Here is a 281-nt window from a genome sequence, read left to right on the forward strand (position 1 = left end):
TCACGACTTAATCATGTCGATTCCCGCTAACAACCTCGCCCAAGCGAACGTTTTAGATTTTCTGAGAAAGCTATTGCCAGAGAATTCCGGTGCGGTCTTTTCTGCCGAAAAGGAGCCTAACTTGGCAAACATGAGTGTTGACGACTTGGTCGCCATCGCTTTAAATAGTTCCGATGTTAAATCTGCAGAAAATAGCAGAGATGCAAAATAAGATCGACAAAATTACGGAAGCGCTGCGGGTCACCCTTACCGAAAATCAACAGCTAAAGACACTCTTGGCG

At 45.2% G+C, this 281-nt stretch carries 1 protein-coding gene; it reads left to right on the top strand.

The annotated features are described in order from the left end of the window. Positions 1 to 211, top strand: a 211-nt coding sequence (locus tag BST40_RS29925) for a hypothetical protein (RefSeq protein WP_208618970.1), incomplete at its 5' end; no start/stop codon positions are given. Positions 212 to 281: the final 70 nt, after the last annotated feature.

Source organism: Mycobacterium persicum, assembly GCF_002086675.1.
GTDB lineage: Bacteria > Actinomycetota > Actinomycetes > Mycobacteriales > Mycobacteriaceae > Mycobacterium > Mycobacterium persicum.